General features: G+C 59.7%; 16 protein-coding genes. 10 read left to right on the top strand and 6 right to left on the bottom strand.

Annotated features, from left to right (window positions below; translation table 11 throughout):
* Positions 1 to 11: 11 nt before the first annotated feature.
* The 5 genes from AC1DWM_RS01120 (at position 12) to AC1DWM_RS01100 (ending at position 5912) form a co-directional block, all read left to right on the top strand.
* On the top strand, positions 12 to 347 hold the full coding sequence (locus AC1DWM_RS01120; protein ID WP_223520652.1) for a DUF2934 domain-containing protein: 336 nt from the start codon (positions 12 to 14) through the stop codon (positions 345 to 347).
* A gap of 103 nt (positions 348 to 450) precedes the next feature.
* Positions 451 to 2610: a glycogen debranching protein GlgX gene (gene glgX, locus AC1DWM_RS01115; RefSeq protein WP_223520654.1), complete on the top strand. Its 2160-nt coding sequence runs from the start codon at positions 451 to 453 to the stop codon at positions 2608 to 2610.
* A gap of 184 nt (positions 2611 to 2794) precedes the next feature.
* The gene (locus tag AC1DWM_RS01110; RefSeq protein ID WP_223520656.1) at positions 2795 to 3553 is read left to right on the top strand and encodes a PIG-L deacetylase family protein; all 759 of its coding nucleotides are present in this window, start codon (positions 2795 to 2797) and stop codon (positions 3551 to 3553) included.
* Positions 3554 to 3736: 183 nt separating this feature from the next.
* Positions 3737 to 4525 carry an endonuclease/exonuclease/phosphatase family protein gene (locus AC1DWM_RS01105; protein ID WP_223520659.1) on the top strand — a complete coding sequence of 263 codons (789 nt, stop codon included), beginning with the start codon at positions 3737 to 3739 and terminating at the stop codon, positions 4523 to 4525.
* A gap of 313 nt (positions 4526 to 4838) precedes the next feature.
* A complete protein-coding gene (locus tag AC1DWM_RS01100; RefSeq protein WP_477794455.1) occupies positions 4839 to 5912 on the top strand; it encodes an autotransporter domain-containing protein in 1074 nt (357 codons plus the stop codon).
* A 126-nt stretch (positions 5913 to 6038) separates the two neighbouring features.
* Here AC1DWM_RS01100 and glgB read toward each other — a convergent pair whose 3' ends face one another.
* The 3 genes from glgB to AC1DWM_RS01085 all read right to left on the bottom strand — a co-directional run bounded on the left by glgB (position 6039) and on the right by AC1DWM_RS01085 (position 13740).
* The gene (glgB, locus tag AC1DWM_RS01095; RefSeq protein ID WP_477794454.1) at positions 6039 to 8270 is read right to left on the bottom strand and encodes a 1,4-alpha-glucan branching protein GlgB; all 2232 of its coding nucleotides are present in this window, start codon (positions 8268 to 8270) and stop codon (positions 6039 to 6041) included.
* Between the two features lie 2 nt (positions 8271 to 8272).
* Positions 8273 to 11614 carry a maltose alpha-D-glucosyltransferase gene (gene treS / locus AC1DWM_RS01090; protein WP_223520665.1) on the bottom strand — a complete coding sequence of 1114 codons (3342 nt, stop codon included), beginning with the start codon at positions 11612 to 11614 and terminating at the stop codon, positions 8273 to 8275.
* Between the two features lie 131 nt (positions 11615 to 11745).
* Complete coding sequence (locus AC1DWM_RS01085; protein ID WP_477794453.1) at positions 11746 to 13740, bottom strand: alpha-1,4-glucan--maltose-1-phosphate maltosyltransferase; 1995 nt, start codon at positions 13738 to 13740, stop codon at positions 11746 to 11748.
* 196 nt (positions 13741 to 13936) lie between these two features.
* Between AC1DWM_RS01085 and AC1DWM_RS01080 the strand changes: the two genes are divergently transcribed.
* Positions 13937 to 14104, top strand: coding sequence for a hypothetical protein (locus AC1DWM_RS01080; protein ID WP_223520670.1), 168 nt, complete (start codon positions 13937 to 13939; stop codon positions 14102 to 14104).
* A 175-nt stretch (positions 14105 to 14279) separates the two neighbouring features.
* Complete coding sequence (locus AC1DWM_RS01075) at positions 14280 to 14489, top strand: hypothetical protein (RefSeq protein ID WP_223520671.1); 210 nt, start codon at positions 14280 to 14282, stop codon at positions 14487 to 14489.
* Positions 14490 to 14587: 98 nt separating this feature from the next.
* Here AC1DWM_RS01075 and AC1DWM_RS01070 read toward each other — a convergent pair whose 3' ends face one another.
* Positions 14588 to 15088, bottom strand: coding sequence for an MgtC/SapB family protein (locus AC1DWM_RS01070; RefSeq protein ID WP_223520674.1), 501 nt, complete (start codon positions 15086 to 15088; stop codon positions 14588 to 14590).
* Positions 15089 to 15209: 121 nt separating this feature from the next.
* Here AC1DWM_RS01070 and AC1DWM_RS01065 point away from each other — a divergent pair, with 121 nt between their 5' ends.
* The 3 genes from AC1DWM_RS01065 to mapR all read left to right on the top strand — a co-directional run bounded on the left by AC1DWM_RS01065 (position 15210) and on the right by mapR (position 18622).
* The gene (locus tag AC1DWM_RS01065) at positions 15210 to 15443 is read left to right on the top strand and encodes a DUF3203 family protein (protein WP_223520676.1); all 234 of its coding nucleotides are present in this window, start codon (positions 15210 to 15212) and stop codon (positions 15441 to 15443) included.
* A gap of 195 nt (positions 15444 to 15638) precedes the next feature.
* Positions 15639 to 17069, top strand: coding sequence for a cytochrome c oxidase accessory protein CcoG (gene ccoG, locus AC1DWM_RS01060; RefSeq protein WP_477794452.1), 1431 nt, complete (start codon positions 15639 to 15641; stop codon positions 17067 to 17069).
* A gap of 143 nt (positions 17070 to 17212) precedes the next feature.
* Entirely contained in the window at positions 17213 to 18622 is a 1410-nt protein-coding gene (gene mapR / locus AC1DWM_RS01055) for a GntR family transcriptional regulator MpaR (protein ID WP_223520680.1), read from the top strand.
* A gap of 127 nt (positions 18623 to 18749) precedes the next feature.
* Here mapR and AC1DWM_RS01050 read toward each other — a convergent pair whose 3' ends face one another.
* Together AC1DWM_RS01050 and AC1DWM_RS01045 are read right to left on the bottom strand one after the other, a co-directional pair.
* Positions 18750 to 19496 carry an SDR family oxidoreductase gene (locus AC1DWM_RS01050; RefSeq protein WP_223520682.1) on the bottom strand — a complete coding sequence of 249 codons (747 nt, stop codon included), beginning with the start codon at positions 19494 to 19496 and terminating at the stop codon, positions 18750 to 18752.
* A 277-nt stretch (positions 19497 to 19773) separates the two neighbouring features.
* Positions 19774 to 21855, bottom strand: a complete 2082-nt coding sequence (locus AC1DWM_RS01045; RefSeq protein ID WP_477794451.1) for a putative bifunctional diguanylate cyclase/phosphodiesterase — start codon at positions 21853 to 21855, stop codon at positions 19774 to 19776.
* Positions 21856 to 22173 lie beyond the last annotated feature (318 nt).

Below are 22173 nucleotides of genomic sequence, written 5' to 3'. Positions count from 1 at the left end.
GGAGCATTGCGATGAGTACCGACGATAAACGCGTTCGCGAATTTGCCTATCAGATCTGGGAATCGGAGGGCAAACCGGAGGGCCAGGACGCCCGACACTGGGAGATGGCTCGCAAGCTGGCCGAAGCGGAAGCCCTGGCACCGAAAAAATCACCGAAAGCCAGCGCCACTAAAGCCGCCGCCACTAAACCTGCGGCGGGCAAGGCCAATGGCGTGCTGGACGGTAAAGCCAGCGCAGCAAAACCCAAAGCCAAGGCTAAACCTGCTGCGGCGTCGAAAGTGATCCTGCCGGGGGAAAAAGCCGTCGAGAAGAAACCTCGTGCGGCGAAAAAGCCACCTATCACCTGACGTCCAGGACGATTTGTTTTGATCAAGGACGTGGCGAGTCCGCTCGCCACTGGGGCCGCGTTCGTCCTCGAAAACCCCTTGATCCCCATTTGCAGGAGCACTTATGACCACGCCAAAAAAAACCGCGCCAGAACCTCACGCCGAGGCGTCGCGAATCCGTGAAGGCTTGCCCTTCCCGCTGGGCGCAACCTGGGATGGCCTGGGGGTCAATTTCGCCTTGTTTTCCGCCAACGCCACAAGGGTCGAACTGTGCATCTTCGATGACTCGGGCGAGGTGGAACTTGAACGCATCGAGCTGCCCGAATACACCGACGAGATCTACCACGGCTACTTGCCCGACGCCCATCCGGGACTGATTTATGGCTATCGCGTCTACGGACCGTACGACCCGGCCAACGGTCATCGCTTCAACCACAACAAACTGTTGATCGACCCTTACGCCAAGCAATTGGTTGGCGCGTTGAAATGGTCCGAAGCGCTGTTCGGCTACACCATCGGCCACCCCGATGCGGATCTCAGTTTCGATGAACGCGACAGCGCGCCCTTCGTGCCCAAATGTAAAGTTATCGACCCGGCGCACACCTGGGGCCACGACCATCGCGTCAGCGTGCCGTGGGACAAAACGATCATCTACGAAACCCACGTGCGCGGCATCAGCATGCGTCACCCTTCCGTTCCCGAGAATGTGCGCGGTACGTTCGCCGGGCTGATGGTCGATGACATGCTGGACCACATCCGCAAACTCGGCGTGTCGTCGGTTGAATTGTTGCCGATCCACGCGTTCGTCAACGATCAACACTTGCTGCACAAAGGCATGACCAACTATTGGGGCTACAACAGCATCGCCTTCTTCGCCCCGGACCCGCGCTATCTCGCCAGCGGCAAGATCGCCGAGTTCAAGGAAATGGTCGCGCACCTGCACGAAGCCAATCTGGAAGTGATCCTCGACGTGGTCTACAACCACACCGCCGAGGGCAATGAACAAGGGCCGACCCTGTCCATGCGCGGCATCGACAACGTCTCGTACTATCGCTTGAAGCCCGAAGACAAACGCTTCTATATCAACGATTCCGGGACCGGCAACACCCTGGACTTGAGCCATCCTTGCGTGTTGCAAATGGTCACCGACTCCTTGCGCTACTGGGCGTCGGAAATGCACGTCGACGGGTTTCGCTTTGACCTGGCGACCATTCTCGGTCGCTACCACGACGGTTTCGATGAGCGTCACAGCTTCCTCGTGGCCTGCCGCCAGGACCCGGTGCTGCGTCAGGTGAAGATGATTGCCGAACCGTGGGACTGCGGCCCCGGCGGTTATCAGGTCGGCAACTTTCCGCCGGGCTGGGTGGAGTGGAACGACAAATTCCGCGACACCGTGCGCGCGTTCTGGAAAGGTGACGACGGCCAACTCGCCGATTTCGCCAGCCGCATGACCGCCTCCGGCGAGATGTTCAACCAGCGTGGCCGCCGGCCATATGCCTCGTTGAATTTCATCACCGCCCACGACGGTTTCACCCTCAACGACCTGGTGTCGTACAACGACAAGCACAACGAAGCCAACGACGAGAACAATCAGGACGGCAGCAATAACAACCTGTCGTGGAACCACGGCGTTGAAGGTCCGACCGACGATCCCGAGATCAACGAATTGCGCCAGCGGCAGATGCGCAACTTTTTCGCCACGCTGCTGCTGTCCCAAGGCACGCCGATGCTGGTCGCAGGCGACGAATTCGCCCGGACTCAGGAGGGCAATAACAACGCCTATTGCCAGGACAGCGAGATCGGCTGGGTCAACTGGGACTTCAGCGAGGACGGCAAGGCCCTGCTCAAGTTCGTCAAACGCCTGATCAAGTTGCGCCTGGCGTACCCGATCCTGCGACGCGGCCGTTTCCTGGTGGGCAATTACAACGAGGACATCGGTGTCAAAGACGTGACCTGGCTGGCGCCGGACGGTACGCAAATGTCCCAGGAACAATGGGGCGAGGCCCACGGTCGTTGCCTCGGTATCTTGCTCGACGGTCGCGCCCAGGAAACCGGGATCCGCCGCAAGGGCGCTGACGCGACGCTGTTGCTGGTGGTCAACGCGCACCACGACATCGTCAACTTCACGCTGCCGCAAGTGCCCGATGGCGGGTTCTGGACCTGCATGATCGACACCAATCAACCGTCGATTCGAGGACAGGAACGCTTTGAACTCGATCACGAATATTCGGTGACCGGCCGTTCGTTGCTGCTGTTTGAATTGCAGCATGAGGAAGACGAGTGAAATGGAGCTGCGCACGGTGGTTTCGGGGGCTATTTACGCGATTTGGTACGAATTGGTTAAAAAAAATCGCCTCAGATGAAACCGCCACGCGACGAACAGCGAGACTTGAGCAATACTCAGTTCGCAACAATCCAAGGTACGGAACGTTGCACATTGCTATCAAACAAAACAAGGACGTAGGCCGATGAAACCCCTCACCCTCATCGACAGCAGCCAGCCAGCACAAATCTGGAACAGTGCGCTGCAACTGGACAACATCCCCGTCATCAACACCCAGACCCTGGTCCCCGCCGGCGCACGCGCCGTGGTGATCGCGCCGCATCCAGGTGATGAAGTGGTCAGCTGTGGCGGCCTGCTGCAACTGCTCGCAAGCCTCGGTCATCCACTGCAAATGATCTCGGTCACCGATGGCAGTGCCAGCCAACCGGGCTCCCAACAATGGTCGGAGAAGCGCCTGAGCGTATTTCGCGGCCAGGAAAGCGTCGAGGCCTTGCGTAGGCTCGGCTTGCCGATGCACAGCCTGAAATGGATTCGTGGTGGCTTCACTGACTTCGCCCTGGCCGAGCAAGAGACACAACTGACCCAATTCATCTCCCGCTACTTGCGGCCTGGCGATGTGGTGTTCAGCACCTGGCGCGAAGACGGCACGCCCGATCACGACGCCGTCGGCCGTGCCAGCGCCGTTGCTGCGAGCAAGGTCGGTGCGGCGTTCCATGAAGTGCCTATTTGGGCCTGGCACTGGCCGGCTCGCGACCAGCGACTCGTGCCCTGGCACCGTGCACGCAAATTGCGCCTGGACACTTGGACCGTCGCGCGTAAAAGCCACGCCGTCCACGCCTACGCCAGCCAGCTCGACGGCGAACCCACCATCGGCATCGCACCGCTGCTGCCCCGAGTGCTCCTGGACCGCATGCGATTGCCCTATGAAATAGTCTTTGTCTGACACTATCCCCCTGTGGGAGCGAGCCTGCTCGCGATTGCGCTGTGTCAGCCAAAATCGATGTCGACTGATACACCGCAATCGCGAGCAGGCTCGCTCCCACAGGGTTTTTGGTATCGCTCAGACTGAACTGCCTGCCGCCGCATCAGTCGCATGCATACGCAGGCCAGATTCAGAGGAGCACACGTGATCAGCGATTCCGAGCAACGGGCCGCGCTGCCCCCGTCCGCGGCGATTCATCGACTGAGGGTACTGACGGTCAACACTCACAAGGGCTTCACCGCCTTTAACCGGCGTTTCATCCTCCCGGAGCTGCGCGAGGCGGTGCGCAGTACGGCAGCGGATCTGGTGTTCCTCCAGGAAGTGGTGGGATTACACGATCGGCATTCTTCCCGTTACAACCATTGGCCGTCGACCTCTCAATATGAGTTTCTCGCCGACAGCATGTGGAACGATTTCGCTTATGGGCGCAATGCGGTCTACCCCGATGGCCACCACGGCAATGCACTGCTGTCGAAATACCCGATTCGCGAATTTCGAAACCTTGATGTGTCGATCACTGGCCCCGAACGCCGCGGGTTGCTGCACTGTGTGCTGGAGGTGCCGGGGCACGCTGAAGTTCATGCCATTTGTGTGCACCTGAGCCTGCTCGAAAGTCATCGCCAGTTGCAGTTGCAGCTGCTCTGCCAACTGCTCGAATCCCTGCCCGACGACGCCCCGGTGATCATCGCTGGCGACTTCAACGACTGGCAGTTGCAAGGCAACGCCGCCCTCGCCCAACGAAACTACCTGCATGAGGCGTTCGAACGCCATAACGGGCGCCCGGCCAAAACCTACCCGGCACGCTTTCCATTGTTACGCCTGGACCGGATATACCTGCGTAACGCCAGCAGCCATGAACCGCGAATTCTAAGTCATAGACCCTGGACGCACTTGTCGGATCATTTGCCGTTGGCCGTCGAAGTGCACCTCTAGCAAACGAGTCAAAAGGCTCTGGATCGCGGTTTTTTTGACGCGTCCTCGAACAAACAAGCACTTAGATCAGCGCCGTAAATCAGTCATTTGACACACCAAAAATACCAGTACCACTTATCAATCATCTTCTTGACGCACTGTCAGCAGTCTTCTTAGCTTCACTTTACTACCCCCGAAGTACCATCAGGGGGCACCCCCAGACACCCGCCAATACGGGCGCCCATAGGCTTGCCCCATTCATTCGGCCGCCCCTCATTCGGGGTAGGAGAGACGCCATAGCGAGAGACCCCATGCGATTGCAAGGTAGACCCCCATGAAAACGTCATTCTCCCAACAAGAGATCAAAGTCACTTTTTGCACTGTCACCAGCTCTATCTTGCTGTGCTCGACCCTCGAGGCCCAGGCGGGACCGACGGAAGAAGAAACCGCTCCGTGGTATCGCCAGGATGTTCCGGCCTTAACCTTGCCAACCACGAGCATCACTGCCGCCTACCCCGGCCACTTCAGCGCCGCGTCCGATACAACAAGCTCACACCTGACCATCGAAGACGAAGCGCCTTCAGCCTGGGACCAGGTGTACGGTAAACCGTCGCGACAAGCGCAGACCGACTACCTGTCACTGGAATCTTCGATCCCTGGCACCACAGAATTCAAAGGTCCGGCGATCCTCACCTTGCAAAGCGGTAGTGGTCATACCCACAAGGTCGGGCTGATCGGCGGCACCACCCACTTACAAGGCAACAGCAACGGCTTGCTGACCCATCCAGCGTTGGCCAACCCCGCCCACGACACCCTCAATCTCCAAGGCCAAAGCCTCGGCGCTTACTGGAGCCTGACCGGCCCTCAAGGCTGGCATGTGGATTTGACCGCCAGCGGTGGCCGGGTCAACGGCTTTAGCCGTAACCACCAGGGCGCTCGGCAGGCAACTGAAGGCACGGCGATGACATTGTCGGTGGAAGGCGGTTTCCCGATTGGCCTGAGCGAGAACTGGGTGGTCGAACCCCAGGCGCAGTTGATTAGTCAGCGCATTTCGCTGGATACGCCGTATGCCGGCTCGGGCAATGCGTCATCGAGCGACCTGACGTCGTGGAGCGGACGGGTCGGCGCCCGATTGAAAGGTAATTACGACTTCAATGGCCTGGGTGTCGAACCCTACGTGCGGACTAACTTGTGGCGCACCGTGAACACCGGCAACACCGTGACCCTCGACCAGGTCGACAAGATCAGCAGCAGTCGCAATTCATCGACGGTTGAAGTGGGGTTGGGGCTGGTGGCCAGGGTCACGCCTGCGGTGAGTGTGTATATCAGTGCGGATTACAGCAGTGACGTGGATGACAATGATTTGAATGGGTTGATTGGGAGTTTGGGGGTGAGGATGCGGTGGTGAGGTTTTGTCTTGAAGTTATGTGTTGATTGGGCCGGCCCCTTCGCTGGCAAGCCATGCTCCTACAGAGGAATGCATTCCAATTGTAGGAGCATGGCTTGCCAGCGATGACAGCGACTCGGTCTTGGCTCAACCCTCCGGCCGCAAGATCAACACCCCCAGCGGTGGCAGATTCAGAACCAGCGAAAGCGCCTGCCCATGGCTCGGTGCCTCCTCGGTCAACGCCCCGCCACTGTTGCCATAGTTGGAACCGGCATACATCGCCGCATCGCTGTTGATCACCTCGGTCCAGCGCCCTGCAAACGGTACGCCGACGCGATAACCCTCGCGCGGCACCGGGGTGAAGTTGGCCACGACCAATACCGGCCGGCCCTCCTTGCTCCAGCGCAACCACGCGTAAACGCTGTTGATCGCATCGTCGCCGATCAGCCACTGGAAGCCTTGCGGGGCATCATCCTGCTCATGCAGCGCCGGTTCTTCGCGGTACAGCCGATTGAGGTCACCGACCAGTTTCTGCACCCCTTTGTGTTCGGGGTATTGCAGCAAGTACCAGTCCAGTTGCTGATCGTGATTCCACTCGCGCCACTGGCCGAATTCGCAGCCCATGAACAACAGCTTCTTGCCAGGGTGCGTCCACATGAAGCTCAAGTAGGCGCGCAAATTGGCAAACTTCTGCCAGCGGTCGCCGGGCATTTTGTCGATCAGCGAATGCTTGCCGTGGACCACTTCATCGTGGGAAATCGGCAGGATGAAACGCTCGGACCACGCGTACACCAGACCAAAACTCAGTTCGTTGTGGTGATGGGCGCGGTACACCGGATCCTGCTGAATGTAATGCAGCGAATCGTGCATCCAGCCCATGTTCCATTTGTAGGCAAAACCCAAACCGCCCTGTTGCGTGCTCTGACTGACACCCGGCCACGCCGTGGACTCTTCGGCGATGACCAGCGCACCGGGCGCCTCCAGCGCCACCACGTCGTTGAGGTGACGTAAAAAGTCGATGGCTTCGAGGTTTTCCCGACCGCCATGGCGGTTCGGCACCCATTCGCCGGCCTTGCGCGAGTAATCGCGGTAGAGCATCGACGCCACGGCATCGACGCGCAGGCCATCGACGTGAAAATGCTTGAGCCAGTGCAACCCCGAGGCCAGCATGTAACCGTGCACTTCGGTGCGACCCAGGTTGTAGATCAGCGTGTCCCAGTCCTGATGAAAACCTTCCAGCGGGTTGCCATATTCGTACAGCGCCGTGCCGTCGAATTGTGCCAGGCCGTGGATATCGGTCGGGAAATGCGCTGGCACCCAATCGAGAATCACGCCGATTTCCGCCTGGTGGCAGGCGTTGACGAACGCGGCAAAGTCATCCGGTGAACCGTAACGGGCGCTCGGGGCGAATTGCGAAAGCAGTTGATAGCCCCACGAGCCGCCGAACGGGTGCTCCATGATCGGCATCAGTTCGATGTGGGTGAAACCCAAATCCTTCACATACGGAATCAGGCGCTCAGCCAACTCGGGCCAGGTGTACTGGCGGGCGACTTCGCCCAGATCGTCCAGCTCGCATTGCCAGGAACCGGCGTGCAATTCGTAGATCGACAGCGGTGCGGTCGGTCGCTGACGTTCGCCACGCGATTGCATCCACGCCTGATCCTGCCAGTCGATGGTCAGCGGTGAGGTGACTTTAGAGGCGGTGTCCGGCGGCAAGGTGGTGGCCAGCGCCATCGGATCAGCTTTAAGCGGCAAAATGCCGTGAGTACCGAGGATTTCGTATTTGTAGGCTTCCCCTGCTCGCAGGCGCGGGATGAACAGCTCCCAGACCCCGGTCGGATGGCGCAGACGCATCGGATGGCGGCGACCGTCCCAGTTGTTGAAATCACCCACCACCGACACGCGTTTGGCGTTGGGTGCCCACACGGCAAAACGCACGCCGTCGACACCCTCGACCGTCCTCAGCTGAGCGCCGAGGCAACTGCTCAGGTCGCGGTGATTGCCTTCGGCGAACAGGTACAAGTCCATCTCACCGAGCAGCGGGCCAAAGCTGTAGGGGTCTTCGCTGATTTGTTCGCCGCCGGCCCAACGGGTGCGCAGCAGATACGGCCGGGCCCGTTCGAAGTGCCCGACAAACAGCCCAGGTGTCTGCGTGGCCTCCAGTTTGCCAAGTTCTTCCCCGGAGTCTCTGGCCAACACCTGTACGCTCAACGCGTCAGGCAAATAGGCTCGAATGAACTGCCCGTCGGCGCCATCGCCATGGGGCCCCAGAATTGCAAAAGGGTCGTGATGTTCGGCGCGCACCAACGCATCGATGTCCCGCGTTCTGGGTAGCAACGCCTCTTTAGCGTGACCCTGTTCCTTGTTCGAGAAACTCATGACTACTCTCCACCAAGTTCGGAAAAGGGTTTAAGCCCACTCAATAATCCATACAAGCCGTGCAGAGGCACCGGCAGCCAAGTGGGTCGATTTTCCGCCTCATACGCCACTTCATAGGCCGCCTTCTCCAGTCCGAACAACGCCAGCGCGGCGTCCTCGCCCTCCGGATCTTGCCACGCATGAGCAAGACTAGCTGCCGCCAGCCGATAAGCGTCAACAAATGCCTGTTTTGCCTCAAAAAGGTAGCGTTCGGCGACCCGCTGACGGGCAGCCTGGGCCTCGGGCGTGTTGTCGACGTTATGCACATTGATCGTCATCGCGGCGGCGTAATCGAAAGAACGCAACACCCCGCTGACGTCCTTGTACGGGCTGTGCTTGCCCCGCCGTTCACGCAGCGGCCGCGCCGGTTCGCCCTCGAAATCGATCAGGTAGGCATCGCCCTTGATCACCAGCACCTGGCCCAGGTGCAAGTCGCCATGAACGCGGATGCGCAAGCCACCGGCGGCTTTCTTACCGAGTTCCTGCACATGGCTGAGGATGGCTTTTTTGTGGTCCTGTAAACGACTGACCAAGGTCTGGTCCGCCGGGCTCAGTTCGTTTTGATGCTGCTTGAGCAACTTCAGTGCGTGCTCCAGCTGCGCCGCCACGTCCTTGGCCGAGGCCTGCGCCTCTTTCTGAGTGGTGACTTGCGAGGTGAAGTCCGGGGACTTGGTCGGAGCGGCCAGTACCTGGTGCATTTCCCCCAGACGCTGGCCGAGCATGCCGGCAAAATCCTTCAACTCACCGAGTGCGTTGTAGTGCTGTTCCTGCTCGGACATGGCATCGGCCAACTCGTCTCGCAGCGCGCGTTCGAGGTTGTTCTGGGTCCATTCCCAGGCATCGCCCTGATTGCTCAAATAGCCCTGAGCGATCATCAACAAGGTGTCCTCGCCTTGCTCGTCGCGGCGAACCACCGAGCCCAGCAGCGGCGAAATATTGCGGAACCCGGCGCGGGTCAGGTACGCGCTCATTTCCAGTTCCGGGTGCACGCCCGAGGCGAGTTTGCGGATCAGTTTGAGCACCAGGCTGTTGCCGATCACCACCGAACTGTTGGATTGCTCGGCGGACAGATAACGCACCGGTGACTCCTGCGTCAGCCCCAGTTTCGCCAGTTCTGCCGTGGGCTCGAAACGGATGTCGCCCGCGCTCGATGGCAGCACGGTGTCGTTCTGCATGCCTTGCAACACGGCATGAATAAAAGGTTCGAGGCTGAAGGCATCGGTGATCAAACCCACCTGACGTCCACGGCGCACCCGCGACAAGGCCAATTGCTGTGGCAACGCGGCGCCGACCTGATCTTCCGGAATAAAGCCGAATGGCAGCTGGTAGCGGTGAGTCTGGCCTGCGCTGGTGACTTCAATTTCGCTCAACAGCACCGGGTGCAGCGGATCGCCGAAGCGCACGCCGTAGGCCAGGTTGACCTGCTCAATGGCCGCGTCCTTGCCGGCAAACCAGCGGCGATTCTGCAGCCAGGTCGGCAGAATGCCCTGCTCCAGCGTGCCACGGGACGGCGTTTCGAGCAGCTCTTCCATGCGGTGCTTCAACACCAGCGTGGTGAAGTCCGGCAGGCTTTGCGCCGGCTCCACATGCCAGCTCGGCATCTGGTTTTCCGCCGCGAGCCCGAACCAATAGAAGCCGTAAGGCGCCAGGGTCAGGAGGAAATTCAACTGGCCAATCGGCGGGAAGGCGTTACCGCCGAGCATCTCCACCGGCACCATGCCGACGTACGCCGACAGGTCGAGTTCCGCCGCTTGTGCACTGCGCGAGACGTTGGCCACGCACAGGATGATTTCGTGTTTGCCATCGGCCCCGGTGAATTCACGGGTGTAGGCCAGAATTCGGCGGTTGCTCGGCGAAAGCATTTTCAGCGTTCCTCGACCGAACGCCTTGGACTGTTTGCGCACGGCAAGCATGCGCCGGGTCCAGTTGAGCAGCGAATGCGGATCGCCGGCCTGGGTTTCGACGTTGACCGACAGGTAGCCGTATTGCGGGTCCATGATCGGTGGCAGCACCAGGCTGGCCGGATCAGCGCGGGAAAAGCCACCGTTGCGGTCAATCGACCACTGCATCGGCGTGCGCACACCATCGCGGTCACCGAGGTAGATGTTGTCGCCCATGCCGATTTCATCGCCGTAGTACAGCGTCGGCGTGCCGGGCATCGACAGCAGCAAGCTGTTGAGCAGCTCCACGCGACGCCGATCACGCTCCACCAAGGGCGCCAGTCGGCGGCGAATCCCCAGGTTGATCCGCGCCCGACGGTCGGCCGCGTAGTAATTCCACAGGTAGTCGCGCTCTTTGTCGGTGACCATTTCCAGGGTCAGTTCATCGTGATTGCGCAGGAAAATCGCCCACTGACAATTGGCCGGGATCTCCGGGGTCTGACGCAGGATGTCGGTGATCGGGAAGCGATCCTCCTGGGCCAGCGCCATGTACATGCGCGGCATCAACGGAAAGTGAAAGGCCATGTGGCACTCGTCGCCGTTCAAGCCCTTTTTGTCGGTGTCACCAAAGTACAGTTGCGTGTCTTCCGGCCATTGATTGGCCTCGGCCAGCAGCATGCGGTCCGGGTAATTGGCGTCGATCTCGGCGCGGATCTGCTTGAGGACGTCATGGGTCTCGGGGAGGTTTTCGTTGTTGGTGCCGTCACGTTCGATCAGGTACGGGATGGCGTCCAGCCGCAAACCGTCGATGCCCATGTCGAGCCAGTAGCGCATGACCGAGAGCACGGCTTTCATGACCTGCGGGTTATCGAAGTTCAGGTCGGGCTGGTGGGAGTAGAAACGGTGCCAGAAGTATTGGCCGGCCACCGGGTCCCAGGTCCAGTTGGATTTTTCGGTGTCGAGAAAGATGATGCGCGTGCCGTCGTACTTCTGATCGTCATCGGACCAGACGTAGAAGTCCCGCGCCGCCGAGCCGGGCTTGGCTTTGCGCGCACGCTGGAACCAGGCGTGCTGGTCCGAAGTGTGATTGATGACCAGCTCGGTAATCACCCGCAGGCCACGCTTGTGCGCCTCGGCAATGAAGCGCTTGGCGTCGGCCATCGTGCCGTAATCGGCGTGCACGCCACGGTACTCGGCGATGTCGTAGCCATCGTCACGGCGTGGCGAGGGGTAGAACGGCAACAGCCAGATGGTATTCACGCCGAGGTCGGCGATGTAATCGAGCTTGGCGATCAGGCCGGGAAAGTCGCCGATTCCGTCGTTGTTGGAGTCGAAAAACGACTTGACGTGAACCTGGTAGATCACTGCGTCCTTGTACCAGAGCGGGTCTTTGATGAAGGTGGCTGCTTTGGGTTTCTTCGCCATTTGAAACTCCTGTTGATGATCGTTCCCACGCTCTGCGTGGGAATGCCTCTACGGACGCTCCGCGTTCGGCTCTGGAGGGGACGCGGAGCGTCCCGGGCTGCATTCCCACGCAGAGCGTGGGGACGATCGTGTTAAACAGTAATCCGCCAAATGCCGAACGGTTGATACGCCGGGTCAATTCGCATGAACTGGTACTTGCCATGCCAGGTCCAGCGGTGGCCGTTCATCAAGTCTTCGCCCTGGGTGCTGGCGTCGTCGGGCAAGCCCATTTCCCATAACGGCAATTCGAAATTAGCTTCCTGGACGTTATGCGGATCGAGACTAACGGCCACCAGAATAAAGTTGCTGCCGTCGGCGCTGCGTTTGCCGAAATACAGAATGTTGTCGTTCCACGCGTTGTAAACCTTCAGCCCCAAATGCGTGTGCAGGGCCGGGTTCTGCCGGCGGATCCGATTGAGCTGCGCGATCTCGGCAATGATGTTGCCCGGCGCGTTGAAATCCCGTGGGCGAATCTCGTACTTCTCGGAGTCGAGGTATTCCTCTTTGCCCGGTATCGGCGCCGACTCACAGAGTTCAAAGCCCGAGTACATACCCCACAGGCCAGAGCCCATGGTCGCCAGCGCCGCACGGATCAGAAAGCCCGCGCGCCCGGACTCATGCAGAAAGAACGGGTTGATGTCCGGCGTATTGACGAAGAAGTTCGGCCGGTAGCATTCACGCCACGGCGATTCATTGAGCTCGGTGAAATACGTCGCCAGCTCATGCTTGGTGTTACGCCAGGTGAAATAGGTGTAGCTCTGCGAATAACCGACCTTGCCCAGACGCGCCATCATCGCTGGCGTGGTAAAGGCTTCGGCGAGGAAGATCACCTCCGGATACAGGGCGCGCACATCGGCAATCAGCCACTGCCAGAACGGCAGCGGTTTGGTGTGCGGGTTGTCGACGCGAAAGATCTTCACGCCCTCTTCGACCCAACCGACCACGATGTCGCGCAGTTCGACCCACAGGCTCGGAATGGCCTCGGTGGCGTAGAAGTCGACGTTGACGATGTCCTGGTATTTTTTCGGCGGGTTCTCGGCGTATTTGATCGTGCCGTCCGGCCTCCAGTTGAACCAGCCCGGGTGCTGTTGCAGCCATGGGTGGTCCTGGGAACACTGAATGGCAAAGTCGAGGGCGATTTCAATCCCGTAGTCCGCCGCCGTGGCGACCAGGCGGCGAAAGTCTTCGCGGGTGCCGAGCTGCGAGTGAATCGCCTCATGCCCGCCCTCTTCGCTGCCAATCGCATAGGGGCTACCGTGATCTTCGGGACCGGCGATCAGGGAATTGTTCGGACCTTTGCGGAAACTGCGGCCGATCGGATGGATCGGCGGAAAGTACAGCACGTCGAACCCCATGTCCTGAATCATCGGCAACCGCTCATGCACATCATTGAACGTGCCATGACGGGCCGGATCATCAGTGATCGAGCGCGGAAACAGTTCATACCAACTGGCGAATTGCGCCAGCTCCCGCTCAACATCCAGCGGGTACTCCGGGCTCAGGCTCACATACGCGTGATGATTCACAAGCGCCATCAGCTCGGCGCTACGTTGGTGCAGAAACAGTGCCACCTGCTCGTTTTCGAGCAAACCGGACAACTCATGGTGCAGCGCCGTCAGTTGTTCACTCAACGCCCCTTCGCTGCGCTCAGCCGCCTGCTGGACCTGAGTGCGTCCTTCCTGCAATTCCAGACTGACGGGGATACGCGCGGCGTGCTTCTTCTCCAGTTCATAACAGAAGCTGGCGAACTGATCGATCCAGGCTTCGATACAGAACAGATAGCGACCCTGACGCTCGACACGGAACTGGCCTTGCCAGCCGTTATTGCCCACGTCCGCCATGACTTCGCTTTGCCAGATGTCATCGCCCTCGGCCCGCCAGCGCACCCGCACAGCCAGTTTGTCGTGACCGTCGGCAAACACTTTGCTGGTCACCACCACGTCCTGGCCCACGACGGATTTGACGGCGAACTGTCCGCCATCAAGGGTCGGCTGGGTGTTTTCAATCGCGATTCGCGGCAGTAATAAAGCCTGCGACAGCGGCATGTGAGGGTTGTAATTGAGCTCTGTCGGTTTTTCAGCAGTCATCGAGCATCTCTCCTTTACGCCCCATGGACGCTCTTGTACCGGGTGTTCCCTGAATAGATTCACTTAGGTTGGGAACCACCGGGCGGGCTAAAAGTTCAGAGGGAATTGCCCAAGCGGTCGCGGGGAATCAATTCACGCTCAGGGAGGTCAACTCACTTAAGCACGACTTACGCCATGTGCCACTGGAGGCTTGATAATGAGTATTCCAATCCCTGCCGAAACGCCTGATCCGAACATCGACAGCCCGGTCATTCCACCGACCGAGCCGGAACCCGTGCCCGAAGAAGACCCGCCGGGAACCACTCCGCCAGCACGGGAAGATCCATCCACTACGATGCCGCCGATCATTGTGAATCCGGAATGACTACAGTTGATCGCTCCCATCCTTTGTGCGGAAGCTCTCAAAAAAAACGAAAGACTATTCCTAAAAATGCGTAGTACCGGTCCTTAAGTGGCGTTCTGTCCCCTCCGACACTTTACGAGACCACCGCGCGTACTTTACAAAACCACCACATCGTCAGCTTTGAGTGTGGTCAGCCATGAAAACAATATTTTTCCGCATCAACGGTTTCACAGAAAGTCCGAACGCAAAGAGAAAAGCGTTCAACCGTGAACAAATGACCGGCGGCTGGCCTCACTTTGAAAATATTCAATTACGAAATTCTTCATTTCCATACCAAACACGTGCTTCCCGAACAATCCATCAAAAGCTCGATCCTCAAGGATCTGGAGAATCATCTGCTTCATAGTGAGTACGACTACAGCCAACATGAGCTCTCAGAAACGAAGAGCAAAAAGCACGGCTTAGACTGTCGAACAACCTGCACACATGATGTAAATCCCTGATTTAAGGGGCGTGATCTTTGTCGATCAGTCGCACGATCCTCGGCATCACACTGAAAATCGCTAACGCCAGCAGCGTACTGAACACCGCCGTTGCCTCCCGCCCCAGCCCGGCCGACACGCCGATGGCGGCGGTCATCCACAACCCGGCGGCGGTGGTCAGGCCTTTGACGTGGCCCTCATCGCCCTCGGTGTTTTTAAGAATAGTCCCGGCGCCGAGAAAACCGATCCCGGCGATAACACCCTGCACCACCCGGCTCATCGCGTCGGCTTGCGCACCGGACATTTGCGGCACCAGCACAAACAGCGCTGCCCCCAGCGCCACCAGCATGTGAGTGCGGACTCCGGCGGCCTTGCCCTTGTGCTCTCGCTCGAAACCGAGGATGCCGCCCAACACGGCTGCCATCAGCAGGCGCACGGTGATGCGCGTCAATTGGGACGCATCACCGATATCGGCGAACTCCGCTTGCAGCGTCACCCAAACCTCATGCCACCAGGCGTTCATGCTGTTGTCCTTGTGCGCGTTGTTAAAGGATGGACCGCGCCGACCATTAATCGGTTGCACCGAACGATGGCCATTGAGTGCGTCCTAACGCTTACGTATTCGCAGAAAACAGGACCTCGCCATGAGCGTGCGCATCGAAAATGAGACCTGCTTCTTCACCACCGAAAACGGCGAAGAAATTCGCCTGTGCCCTGACGTCACTATCATCACTGACTCGGAAAAAGCCATGTCAGCGGTGGACCTCGACGGCCAACGTATCTACATCACCGAAGCAGAAGCCGACGCATTGACCGTAGCAGGCGCAGTCGACGGTCGCCGGCATTTGAAGGCCACGGACAGTGATTCGGTGATTTGACTGACGCTGATCAACAAGACCTGCACAGGCGTGATATAGGCGTTTGCGTCCCGCCGGCGCAGCTGCTTCAAGTTGTCGCAGGCAGCGGATCAGCGCTCATCTGATCCGCTTTTTATTGCAATACCTGAGTCTGTTATGCAAACAGATCGACGCTCATAGTGCGCTGGCCTGATGGAGGCTGATGAGCGACAGACCATGAGCGATAGAATCCCCGTCCGATTAGTTGAAAGCACGCCTGCGGTACAGACATTTGAGCCTTCGCGACCGAAGATGAAGGCCAAGTCCAGCGACAACCTGATCCACACCCGCAGCTTCACCGGCCTGTTCCGCACCTTGCGGCTGAGCGGTGCGGGTTTTCTGTTTTTGCTGTTCTTCGGCACCGTGTGGCTGAACTGGGGCGACCGCCAGGCGGTGCTCTGGGACCTTTCCGAAAGTAAATTCCACATCTTTGGCGCGACCTTCTGGCCGCAGGATTTCATCCTGCTTTCGGCGCTGTTGATCATCGCTGCGTTCGGCCTGTTTGCGATCACTGTGTTCGCCGGCCGGGTCTGGTGCGGTTACACCTGCCCGCAGAGTTCCTGGACCTGGATCTTCATGTGGTGCGAGAAAATCACCGAAGGCGAGCGTAACCAGCGCATCAAGCTGCAAGCCGCGCCGTGGGGCTTGAACAAACTGCTGCGGCGTTCGGCCAAGCACACGCTGTGGCTGGCGATCAGCCTGCTCACCGGCCTGACCTTTGTCGGCTACTTCACGCCGATCCGGCCGCTGGCCGAAGAGTTGCTGACCTGGCAAATGGGCGGTGTCAGTCTGTTTTGGGTGCTGTTCTTTACCGGCGCCACGTACATCAACGCCGGCTGGCTGCGTGAAGCGGTGTGCATGCACATGTGCCCCTATGCGCGGTTTCAAAGCGTGATGTTCGACAAAGACACCCTGACCATTTCCTATGACGCGGCCCGTGGCGAGAACCGAGGCGCGCGTAAACGCGAAGTGAAACCGGCCGAAGTCGGCCTGGGCGATTGCATCGACTGTCAGCTGTGCGTGCAGGTCTGCCCGACCGGCATCGACATCCGCGACGGTTTGCAGATGGAATGCATCGGTTGCGCCGCGTGCATCGACGCCTGTGACTCGATCATGGACAAAATGGGCTATGCCCGTGGGCTGATCAGCTACACCTCGGAGCATCAATTGCAGGGTGGCAAGACTCGCCTGCTGCGACCACGGCTTATGGGTTATACGGCAGTGCTGTTGGTGATGATCGGCGCCCTCGCCCTCGCACTGGTGGAACGGCCAATGGTGTCGCTGGACGTCAGCAAGGACCGTGGCCTGTTCCGCGAAAACAGCCAGGGCCAGATCGAAAACATCTACAGCCTCAAGATCATCAACAAAACCCAGCTGCGCCAGGACTATCGTTTGAGTCTGGTGGAGGGCGACGGCTTCCAGTTGCAAGGCAAGACGCAGCTGAGCCTGGCGCCCGGCGAGATTGTCGATGTGCCGGTGTCAGTGGCGATGACCACGGAACGGCCGAGCAGCGGCTCGCAGACGATCACGTTCAAGATTGTCGACAGCGATGAGCCGGACATCTACAGCGAGGCCAAGAGCCGGTTTGTTGCGCCGATGAACCGTTGATCCCTTAGACTGCGGTGGCACCATTCGCGAGCAGGCTCGCTCCCACACTGGATCTCCAGTGTTCACAAAACCAATGTGGGAGTGAGCCTGCTCGCGATGAAGTCACCTCGACTTTTCTGACTGAAATCAAATCCAGGCACTCGATGAAACGCTACGAAAAATTCGCCGACGACATCGCTGAACTGATCCGCTCCGGCGTTCTCGGCCCCGGCCAGCGCGTGCCATCGGTGCGCTACGCCAGCCAGACCTACGGGGTGAGCCCGTCCACGGTGTTCCAGGCCTACTACCTGCTCGAACGCCGCGGACTGATCCGCGCCCGGCCGCGCTCCGGCTACTTCGTCAACGTCCACGCGCCGAGCCCGTTCTCGGAGCCGGTGATCAGCAGCCAGGTCAACGAGTCCACCGAAGTCGACGTCAGCGAGTTGGTGTTCTCGGTGCTCGACTCGATCAAGGATCCGAACACCGTCCCGTTCGGCTCGGCCTTCCCCAGCCCGACCCTGTTCCCGTTGCAGCGCCTGTCGCGCTCGCTGGCCAGCGCGGCCCGGGACATGGACCCGCGCATGGTCGTCACCGACATGTCGCCGGGCAACCCGCAACTGCGTCGGCAAATCGCCCTGCGCTACATGGTCGGCGGGCTGATGCTGCCGATGGAAGAACTGCTGATCACCAACGGCGCCCTGGAAGCCTTGAACCTGTGCCTGCAAGCGGTCACGGAACCCGGTGACCTGGTGGCCATTGAAGCGCCAGCGTTTTACGCCTGCCTGCAAATTCTGGAACGGCTGAAACTCAAGGCCGTCGAGATCCCGGTGCACCCGCGGGACGGCATTGACCTGGGGGTACTGGCCCAGACGCTGGAGCGTCATCCGATCAAAGTCTGCTGGTGCATGACCAGCTTCCAGAACCCGATGGGCGCGACCATGCCCGAGGCGAAAAAGCAGGAACTGGTGGCGTTACTGCGCCGCCATCAGGTGCCGCTGATCGAAGACGACGTCTACGCCGAGTTGTATTACGGGCAACAGGCGCCGAAACCGGCCAAGGCGTTTGATACAGAAGGGTTGGTGATGCACTGCGGTTCGTTCGCCAAGAGCCTGGCCCCCGGTTATCGCATCGGCTGGGTGGCCGCCGGGCGTTACGCACAGAAGATCGAACGCCTGAAACTCATGACCTCACTCTGCGCCTCAATGCCGGCGCAAGCGGCCATTGCCGACTACCTGCAACACGGCGGTTACGACCGGCATTTGCGCAAATTGCGTTACGCCCTCGAAGAACAGCAAAGCGCAATGCTCGCCGCCATCGCCCGCTACTTCCCGGCACAGACGCGTGTCAGTCAACCGGCCGGCGGCTACTTTTTGTGGCTGGAACTGCCGCCGCAGATGGATTCGCTGAAGTTGTTCCAGATGGCCTTGGCGCAGGGCATCAGCATTGCGCCGGGGCCGATCTTTTCGCCGACGCAGCGGTTTCGCAACTGTATTCGGTTGAATTACGGCAGCCCGTGGACCGAGGATTCGGAGAAGGCGATGGAGACGTTGGGGCGGATTGTGCGGTCGTTCTGAGGGTGTGATGTCGTCTGGTCTATTCGCGAGCAGGCTCGCTCCCACAGGTTTTGTGACCACTGAAGATTCACTGTGGGAGCGAGCCTGCTCGCGAAGAGGCCTCAGCCGGCAATACGAATTCTGAAATTTACCGCCCACCACCCAGATCGACAAAAGTCCCGGTCGCATAAGAAGCCTTGTCCGACAGCAACCACACGATCGCCTCCGCCACTTCATCCGGTCGCCCACCCCGCGCCATCGGTATCGCCGATTCAAGCTTGCTGACCCGATCCGGATCCCCGCTCAGCGCATGGAAGTCGGTGAAAATAAACCCCGGCCGCACGGCGTTGACACGAATACCCTCGCCCGCCACTTCCTTGGACAAACCAATGGTGAAGCTGTCCAGCGCACCTTTTGACGCGGCGTAATCCACATATTCGTTGGGCGAGCCCAAACGCGAGGCCACCGACGACACGTTGACGATGCTGCCACCCTGCCCGCCATGTTTGGGCGACATGCGCAGGATCGCGTGCTTGGCACAGAGGATCGGCGCCAGGACGTTGGTCTTGAGGATTTTGAGAATACGGAATTCGGACATTTCGTCGACCCGGGACTTGTGCCCGACGGTGCCGGCGTTGTTCACCAGCGCCGTGACCCGACCCAGTTCGGTGTCCACGCGGTGGAACAGAGCGATCACTTCATCTTCGATGCTGACATCGGCGCGCACCGCGATGGCTTGAGCGCCCAGTGCACGAACTTGCTCCAGCACGCGTTCCGCGGCGGATTCGTCAGACTGGTAGTTGATACAGATCCGATAGCCCTGTTCAGCGGCCAACAGGGCGGTGGCGGCACCAATACCGCGGCCGCCACCGGTGATGACGATGACTTTGTCCATGCGAGCGTTCCCCCCATTCCAAGCGTAAGCAGTCTGGGTCAAGAATAACTGCCATTGCCGGCTTTTGCATGGGCTCACATCAACAGATACGACCAACACCTCCAAACGGCCACCCGTAGCAGCTGTCGAGCAGCGCGAGGCTGCGTTCGGCAGCGAAGCTGTCGTGAATTCAGGCAGCGCGGTGTTTCAGAAAGACTGCGTGCGCAGGTTTTACGACTGCTGCGCAGCCGGACGCAGCCTCGCGCTGCTCGTCAGCTGCTACGTCCAGCGGGGATTTTCAGGCTATTGCCAATTGTTCTGCGCGATGTATGTCCAGCATGAAGCGTTCGGCCGGCAGTGGGTGCCCCAACAGATAGCCCTGCAACGAATCACACCCCAGTTTGGTCAGAAAGTCCTGCTGCACACCGGTTTCGACGCCTTCGGCGACGATCCGCAAGCCCAGCGCCTGACCGAGTGCGACGATCGCCGAGACAATGGCGGCGTCGTCGCTGTCGTGTTCCAGGTCGCGGACGAAACCCCGGTCGATCTTCAACTCATTGGCCGGCAGGCGCTTGAGGTACATCAAGCTCGAATAGCCAGTCCCGAAATCATCGATGGACAGGTCGACGCCCATGGCCGAGAGCTCCTGCAGCACCGTCATGCTCGCATCGGCGTCGCTCATGGCGGTGGTTTCGGTGATTTCCAGGGTCAGGCTATTGGCCGGCAGCCGATGGGTGCTCAGGGCCTTGGCCACGCTTTGAACCAGGCCGGCATGGCAGAACTGCAACGCCGACAGGTTCACTGCGATCCGCCAATCGGTGTAGCCCTGCACATACCATTCGCGCATCTGCCGGCACGCTTCGTTGAGCACCCACTCGCCGATAGGAATGATCAGCCCGGTCTTTTCCGCGATGTCGATAAACGTGTCTGGCAGCATCATGCCCCGCGTCGGGTGCTCCCAACGCAGCAGCGCTTCGGCGCCCACCGGCTGGCCATTGTTCGCGTCAAATTTGGGCTGGTAATAGAGGCTGAACTGTTCCTGATCGAGCGCATTTCGCAGGTCTTGCAGCAATTGCAGCTGCTTGCGCGCGTTGCTGTTCATCGAGGCATCGAAGAAGCTGTAGCCGTTTTTCCCGGAACCCTTGGCGTGGTACATCGCCGCGTCAGCGTTCATCAGCAAGTCCTGGGCGGTCTGTCCATTGCCCGGATACAGCGCGATGCCGACGCTGGCAGAAATCTGCAGGTCATGTTCAGCCACCCGGAACGAGCGTGCGATCAACCCCACCTGACGCGCAGCCAGGCTCAACGCATCATCCGGCTCGGCGAGCCGCACCAGCAGGACAAACTCATCGCCACCGATGCGCGCCAACGTGTCTTGACAGCGTAAATCCTCACGCAGGCGCACCGCGACTTCACGCAACAACTGATCGCCCATTTGGTGGCCAAATGCGTCATTGACCGGTTTGAAACCGTCCAGATCGATGAACATCAGCGCAAAACAGCCGCCCTGCTCCTGCACCTTGGACATTGCCTGTTCGATGCGATCGGCCAGCAGTACGCGATTGGGCAATCCGGTCAGGGGGTCGTGCAAGGCCAGTTGCGTCAGTTCGCGGTTGGCCTCGGTGAGTGAACGCGCGAGGTCAGCGGTGCGCGCTTCCAGACGCGCATCCAGCACCGACGTCAGCAAGGCGATGCTCAGTACCGCCAGCGTGGTGATCAGCACCAGATTGTCCAGGCCTTTACCGCTCAAGCCGCTGACAGCCGCACCACAGAAACTGCCGTCCGGAAAACGCGCAGCCGCCATGCTGGTGTAGTGCATGCCGACGATAGCGATGCCCATGATCACCGCCGCACCGCACCGAAACAGGGTGACATGCGGCGAGCGCTGTCGCAGGCGGAAGGCAATCCAGAGTGCCGCTCCCGAAGCGCCCACGGCGATCAGCAGCGAGGTGCCAACCAGCGTCGGGTCGTAATCGATGCCCGGCTGCATGCGCAGGGCGGCCATGCCGGTGTAGTGCATCGCACTGATCCCGGCGCCCATCACCAGCGCGCCAAACGCCAGTTGCCAGGCCGGTAACCGTGGCTGGCTGACCAGCCACAGGGCAAAGCCGCAAGATAGGATCGCAGTCAGCAGCGACAGCAACGTGATGGTGAGGTCGTAACCCAGATCAATCGGCAATTTGAACGCAAGCATGCCGATGAAGTGCATCGACCACACCCCAATGCCCATGGCAAAAGCACCGCCCGTCGTCCACAAATGCACCGTGCAGCCTTTGGCCGTGGCAATGCGCCCGGTGAGGTCAAGCGCGGTATAGGAAGCGAGAATCGCGACACAGAGTGAAATGATAACCAGGGTGGGTGAATAGCTACCGATCAGCATGAGACTTCTCGTGAGCGCCCGCCGTAGAGCGTTCTTACTCGGGGGGCAAATGCGGGCGATTGTACTGATTGCGCAAAAGAACGCACTGACAAAATAAGCAAATGGCCATCAAGCCGATGAAACGCTTGTTTGATCCCCTGCGATCCGTACATTCCCCGTAGCAGCTGTCGAGCAGCGCGAGGCTGCGTCTGGCAGCGAAACTGTCGTGAAATCAGGTGACGTGGTCTTTCAGGAAGACCGCGTTTTCAGGTTTTACGACAGCTTCGCTGCCGAACGCAGCCTCGCGCTGCTCGTCAGCTGCTACAGAGGCCGGTGCTG

It is taken from the genome of Pseudomonas sp. P4_C8, assembly GCF_056401975.1.
The sequence above is the reverse complement of the archived record's forward strand: the minus strand, read 5'-3'. Positions and strand labels throughout refer to the sequence as shown.